The following is a 5,114-nucleotide window of genomic DNA, read 5'->3' as shown; positions in this document are numbered from 1 at the left end:
CTGCAAGGCGCAAAGCATGGCTCGGATCATTGGCCGCCACAGGCATCACCCGATCATAGGCAGCCGCCAAAAGCCCGGAAATCTCCGGCTTCACGATCACCCCGCCATCAGGCATAGCCGCCAAAGGGGATGCCTTTAGAAATGCGGTGTCTGACCAAAGCACCATCATTTGCACGGCTTGGTTCAGCGCAAGCGTTTCAGCCGGCAAATCACTAAGCGCGGCGTCCATTCGGATAAACGAGAAACACGCTTTTATCGCGCCATCCTCATCAAACCTGAAGACGCGGTACTGATTGGCATTGCCAGCAGACACCCGCGCCACCATCGCAGCAAGGTCCGGCACCAGTTTATCAAGGTTGGGCACCTCCAGAAGTTCGGCCCAATCCGTGAAGAAAAAGAACATCGCATTGCTGCCAAGTTCCGGGTCGGTTTCCGCCATATGGTGATTGGCGACCAGACACACCGCTTCAAGTGCGCCTTTGACAACCTTTAGCGTTTCATCCGTCACGCCAAACACAACGGGCGAGATGGCCCGCCCCCAGCGCGCAAAGGAGTAACGTCCATCTTTGCGCGTAAACAGCGCCTCAATTTCTTTTTGGTCCAACATCGTCTTCATTTTGCCCTTAAACTCTCGCCGAAGGCGCCCGCCGGTTCAGCCAAAAAGCTCGGGTTGATCGGGGCGGCGCGGCGCGGCCATGCCCAGATGCGTCCAGCCCTTCTGCGCCAGCATTCGCCCGCGCGGAGTACGCTGGATCAAGCCTTGCTGCAACAGGAACGGCTCGATCACTTCCTCCAAGGCATCGCGGCTTTCCGACAGGGCCGCCGAAATCGTTTCGATTCCGACAGGACCACCCGCATAGTTTTCCGCGATCAATGTCAGGTATCGCCGATCGGCCCCATCAAGCCCCAGCTTGTCGACACCTAAACGGGTTAGCGCCATATCAGCCAATTCGCGGGTGACCTTGCCATTGCCTTCGACCACAGCAAAATCCACAACACGGCGCAACAAACGCCCTGCGATACGCGGTGTACCGCGCGCACGTTTGGCGATCTCGCGCGCACCGCCCTCATCCGCGGGGGCGCCCAGCTTGCGCGCGTTGCGCTCTACAATTGTGTGAAGCTCATCCACAGTATAAAACTCAAGCCGTGTGGGAATACCAAAGCGATCACGCAGCGGCGTTGTCAAAAGGCCCAGCCGCGTCGTGGCACCGACCAGCGTAAAGGGTTGCAATTCGATGCGCACGGTTCGCGCGGCAGGGCCCTCGCCGATCACCAGATCCAGCTCGAAATCTTCCATCGCAGGATAAAGCACTTCTTCAACCGCGGGGTTAAGGCGGTGAATCTCGTCGATGAACAAGACGTCGCGCGCTTCCAGATTGGTCAGGATCGCCGCCAGATCGCCCGCTTTCGCCAGCACAGGACCAGATGTCATACGAAAGGATACACCAAGTTCGCGAGACATGATCTGCGCCAGCGTTGTTTTGCCCAATCCGGGGGGGCCATGAAACAGCGTGTGATCCATCGCCTCGCCGCGGCGGCGGGCGCTTTCGATGAAGACTTTCAGATTTGCGCGCGCGCCTGCTTGGCCGATGAATTCATCCAACGCTTGCGGGCGCAGAGCGCGGTCAAAGTCCTCGGGCAGTTCGGCGGGGCGAAGCGTTGGGTCAGGTTCGATCATGCCCTAGCCTTTCGGTGCCAGAAGCTTCAGGGCGGCACGAATAAGCGCGGATGTGTCCGCCTCTGGATCCGTGCCTGCGGCCTCTGCCACGGCGCTTGCGGCCTCTGAAGGCGAATAGCCGAGGTTGCTTAGGGCGGACAAGGCTTCGGCCTGCGCCGAGGCCGTTGGCGCGGTGATCTTGCGGGTCGGTGTTTCGATCACGTCGAAATCGTCAGATGCAGGAACTTCGCCCATCGCCGTTGCTGGCGCGCCGCCCCCCATCGCCATAACTCCGGGCGCTTTGTCTTTTAGTTCGATCACGACGCGCTGCGCCGTTTTAGGCCCGACACCCTTTGCCGCCTTGATCGCAGTCACATCGCCTAAAGCAATTGCACGCCCGACCCCGTCCGCGCCAAGCGCGCCAAGGATCGCAAGCGATGCTTTCGCACCGATCCCTTGCACGCTCATCAACAGACGGTGCCATTCTTTTTCGACAAGCGTGGTAAAGCCGAAAAGCTGTAGCAAATCCTCGCGCACCAGAAGATCGGTGTAGAGCGACACGACCTCGCCAGCGCCCGGCAAACCTGCGAGCGTGCGCTCTGAGCAATAGACCATATATCCAACGCCGCGCACGTCGATCAGAACATGATCTGCCGCGCGATAGTCGATCCGTCCTGAAAGCTTGCCAATCATCCGCTAACCGCCTGTTTCGTCCGCTCTAACACCCGTGTCGAGCGCGTATAATGTGCGTGGCACATGGCAATCGCAAGCGCATCTGCCGCGTCTGGCCCATTTAGGACAACGCCGGGCAACTGAAGCTTAACCATGTGCTGGATTTGTTCCTTGGCCGCATGGCCAACTCCGACGATCGTCTTCTTGACCTTATTGGGGGCATATTCGCCAACTTCAAGTCCTGCCTGGGCAGGAACAAGCAATGCAATCCCGCGCGCCTGACCCAGCTTGAGCGTACCGGCACCATCTTTGTTGACGAAGGTTTGCTCGACCGCTGCGGTGTCCGGCTGAAAATGATGCAAAACGTCTGTGAGCTGGCGGTGCAATGACAGCAAGCGCAGGCTCAAATCCTTGCCCTCGGACTTACAAACCCCGTTTCCGAGGTGGCGCATCCGGCTACCATCGACCTCAATCACGCCCCAGCCCATATTTCGAAGGCCCGGATCAATACCTAAAACGCGCATGCTGCTCTGCACCTGTTGTTTTTTTGATGCACTAGCACGAAACGCGAACAAAAGGAAAGGTTAATGCGAAAATGTCGCTTTTACCCACAGGCAAGCCGAAAGCGACACGACAAAGTCGCCCAACGGTCAAATTCGTCGCTGTGGCTACCGAATGCGACGTTCTCGCCGCCACGATTTAGCCATATTTTTAAAGGGATTAACCAAAGAATCCGCTATGCAGAAAATGCATACGACCCTTGCAATAAACATAAGTTGTCAGTGCTGGCTGACTCTCCTAGTTGCCCCTTCAGAACGCAATCAAATGACCAGCCTGTTAGGCGGTCCGCTACTTAGGAATACGATTATGGCTGTTATTGACAACACCCGCTCCGCATACGTCTCCAACGGTGGGTTCGCCGCGCTGAACACATTGTTTGCGACACTCGCGACATGGAACGACGCACGCCAGACACGCAAAGCGCTGAACGCGCTGACAGACCGTGAACTGGAAGACATCGGTCTTTGCCGTGGTAACATTGAAGACGTCGCAGCTGGTGCACGCAACGTCTAATGTAAGCTGCCCGTTTCGGGCCGCTGCACAAAAAAAGCCGCTGCATGAAAATGCAGCGGCTTTTCTCTTGCCCGATCGCTTTTCTCAAACAAGGCACTGATCCAAGCCCTGCGAGATTGCGCAATCCGACTATTTCAAAAGCGGACCAACCTGCTGGTAGATCGCCTGTGTCACAGGGTCGATTTTCAAAACAAACGCCCCTGCTTTTTCGAACATATTGCCAGCTTGCAGAACTGCCAGTTCCGCATCGTAGTCGACGATACCGACATTCACCAATGCAAGCGCTTTAAATACAATGAGCAGAACTGCAAAAAGCGCGAGCAGTTTGAAAGGTGCAGAAATTTGAGAGCGCGACTTGCGACGCGGGACGACCTGAATCAAACCGTTTTTATCAACGATGGTGACGTAGTTAGCATTCGCCCGACGATCGCGTTCGGACAAGATCACAAAACCTGACTTCTGTTGGAGATGGGAATATCCCATGACAGCCTCCGGTGAATAGGCCCCCACCTAACTCATGCTTTATTTTCTACTACCGAAATGTGGCAAAACCATGGCAAATGCGGCGATATGGCCTTAAATGCCATTCAAATTAGACCTGTTTGCGAAGCGTTAGTGACGTCCATTCACCAATCTCTTCGCGGTGGGTCAGATTGATGCCAAATCCTGCATAAACCGCCACAATCTCATCGGCCTGCTCGTTCAGGATTCCAGATAGAATCATGTAGCCATCCGCTTGGAGATTCGCGGCCATATCGGGTGCAAGCATGATTAGCGGCCCCTTTAGAATGTTGGCGAAGATCAAATCGAACGGCCCGGCAGCGGTTAGTTCAGGGTTGTCAAAGCCTGCCGCTTCGACGCAGCGCACGCGCCCGTCCAGCCCGTTGGCCGCCACATTTACCTTTGCAACGTCGACAGCAACCTCATCGATATCGCTGGCCAAAACCTCGTTCGGCCAAATGCGCGCCGCGCCCATCGCCAGAACTGCAGTGCCGCAGCCGATGTCAGCAACGGCTTTGCCAACAAAACCTTCACCCGCGATGCGATCCAATGCCCGCAAACAGCCCAGCGTCGTGCCATGATGACCCGTGCCAAAGGCCATTGCCGCTTCGATCAACAACGGCTCGCAGCCCTCGGGCACTTGATCCGCGTCATGGCTTCCGTAAACGAAAAAGCGCCCTGCTTGGACAGGCGCTAGTTCGCGCTTTACATGCGCGACCCAGTCGGTTTCGGGGATCTCCGAGACTACAAAGGGTTTTGCGCCGAATGCAGCCGCCAGCAAATCAAGCGCACTGGTGTCTGGCGCTTCGATGAAATATCCGCCAACTTCCCACAGACCGGACCCGTCTTCGACCTCAAACACGCCCACGCCTGTGGGTTCGGGGTCAAGCCGCTCCATTGCCTCGCCCAGACGCTCTGCGCCATCTTTGCCCATTAGGGTGGTCAATGCCGTATATGTAATCATGTGGCGTCTCCTTGGTTCTAGTGTGCGAGCCGGGCGAATAACGCGCCCATGCGTGTCTCATTCCCCGGCTCGGGATGGCGCGGTATCAGCAGCGCCAGCGCAAATGACGTAAGGGCCATGCCCGCCGCGACGATAAACACCGCAGAGGGCGATACCAGCCACAGATATCCAAGCAAAGCCGGCAGAAAAACCGCCGCAATGTGGTTGATCGTAAAGGCAACCGCAGCCGTCGGCGCGATGTCTTGG

7 protein-coding genes and 1 pseudogene are annotated in these 5,114 nt (G+C 56.8%); 1 reads left to right on the top strand and 7 read right to left on the bottom strand.

Going from position 1 to position 5,114, the window contains the following annotated elements:
* From WBC85_RS01980 to ruvC, 4 genes are all read right to left on the bottom strand, one after another.
* A partial coding sequence (locus WBC85_RS01980) for a hypothetical protein (RefSeq protein ID WP_424433006.1) occupies nucleotides 1–607 on the bottom strand: 607 nt, incomplete at its 3' end.
* 45 nt (nucleotides 608–652) lie between these two features.
* Nucleotides 653–1,678 (bottom strand): Holliday junction branch migration DNA helicase RuvB, encoded by a 1,026-nt coding sequence (gene ruvB / locus WBC85_RS01975; RefSeq protein WP_424433005.1) that lies wholly within the window; start codon nucleotides 1,676–1,678, stop codon nucleotides 653–655.
* A gap of 3 nt (nucleotides 1,679–1,681) precedes the next feature.
* A complete protein-coding gene (ruvA, locus tag WBC85_RS01970; RefSeq protein WP_424433004.1) occupies nucleotides 1,682–2,350 on the bottom strand; it encodes a Holliday junction branch migration protein RuvA in 669 nt (222 codons plus the stop codon).
* A complete protein-coding gene (ruvC, locus tag WBC85_RS01965; protein WP_424433003.1) occupies nucleotides 2,347–2,853 on the bottom strand; it encodes a crossover junction endodeoxyribonuclease RuvC in 507 nt (168 codons plus the stop codon). The genes ruvA and ruvC overlap by 4 nt, the downstream gene beginning before the upstream one ends.
* Before the next feature lie 343 nt (nucleotides 2,854–3,196).
* Between ruvC and WBC85_RS01960 the strand changes: the two genes are divergently transcribed.
* Complete coding sequence (locus WBC85_RS01960) at nucleotides 3,197–3,403, top strand: DUF1127 domain-containing protein (RefSeq protein WP_424433002.1); 207 nt, start codon at nucleotides 3,197–3,199, stop codon at nucleotides 3,401–3,403.
* 129 nt (nucleotides 3,404–3,532) lie between these two features.
* Here the strand turns inward: WBC85_RS01960 and WBC85_RS01955 are convergent, their stop codons facing one another.
* From WBC85_RS01955 to WBC85_RS01945, 3 genes and pseudogenes are all read right to left on the bottom strand, one after another.
* Nucleotides 3,533–3,886 (bottom strand): hypothetical protein, encoded by a 354-nt coding sequence (locus tag WBC85_RS01955; RefSeq protein ID WP_424433001.1) that lies wholly within the window; start codon nucleotides 3,884–3,886, stop codon nucleotides 3,533–3,535.
* Nucleotides 3,887–3,995: 109 nt separating this feature from the next.
* Entirely contained in the window at nucleotides 3,996–4,868 is an 873-nt protein-coding gene (locus tag WBC85_RS01950) for a 50S ribosomal protein L11 methyltransferase (RefSeq protein WP_424433000.1), read from the bottom strand.
* Between the two features lie 17 nt (nucleotides 4,869–4,885).
* Nucleotides 4,886–5,114: pseudogene (locus WBC85_RS01945) on the bottom strand (MFS transporter); the annotation flags it as partial.

This window comes from Planktotalea sp., assembly GCF_049680325.1.
GTDB lineage: Bacteria > Pseudomonadota > Alphaproteobacteria > Rhodobacterales > Rhodobacteraceae > Planktotalea.
The sequence above is the reverse complement of the archived record's forward strand: the minus strand, read 5'-3'. Positions and strand labels throughout refer to the sequence as shown.

Excerpts from the sequence above, each read along its gene's own strand:
- ruvB (WP_424433005.1), bottom strand. The coding sequence starts at position 1,678 with ATGATCGAACCTGACCCAACGCTTCGCCCCGCCGAACTGCCCGAGGAC.
- ruvA (WP_424433004.1), bottom strand. The coding sequence starts at position 2,350 with ATGATTGGCAAGCTTTCAGGACGGATCGACTATCGCGCGGCAGATCAT.
- ruvC (WP_424433003.1), bottom strand. The coding sequence starts at position 2,853 with ATGCGCGTTTTAGGTATTGATCCGGGCCTTCGAAATATGGGCTGGGGC.
- WBC85_RS01960 (WP_424433002.1), top strand. The coding sequence starts at position 3,197 with ATGGCTGTTATTGACAACACCCGCTCCGCATACGTCTCCAACGGTGGG.
- WBC85_RS01955 (WP_424433001.1), bottom strand. The coding sequence starts at position 3,886 with ATGGGATATTCCCATCTCCAACAGAAGTCAGGTTTTGTGATCTTGTCC.
- WBC85_RS01950 (WP_424433000.1), bottom strand. The coding sequence starts at position 4,868 with ATGATTACATATACGGCATTGACCACCCTAATGGGCAAAGATGGCGCA.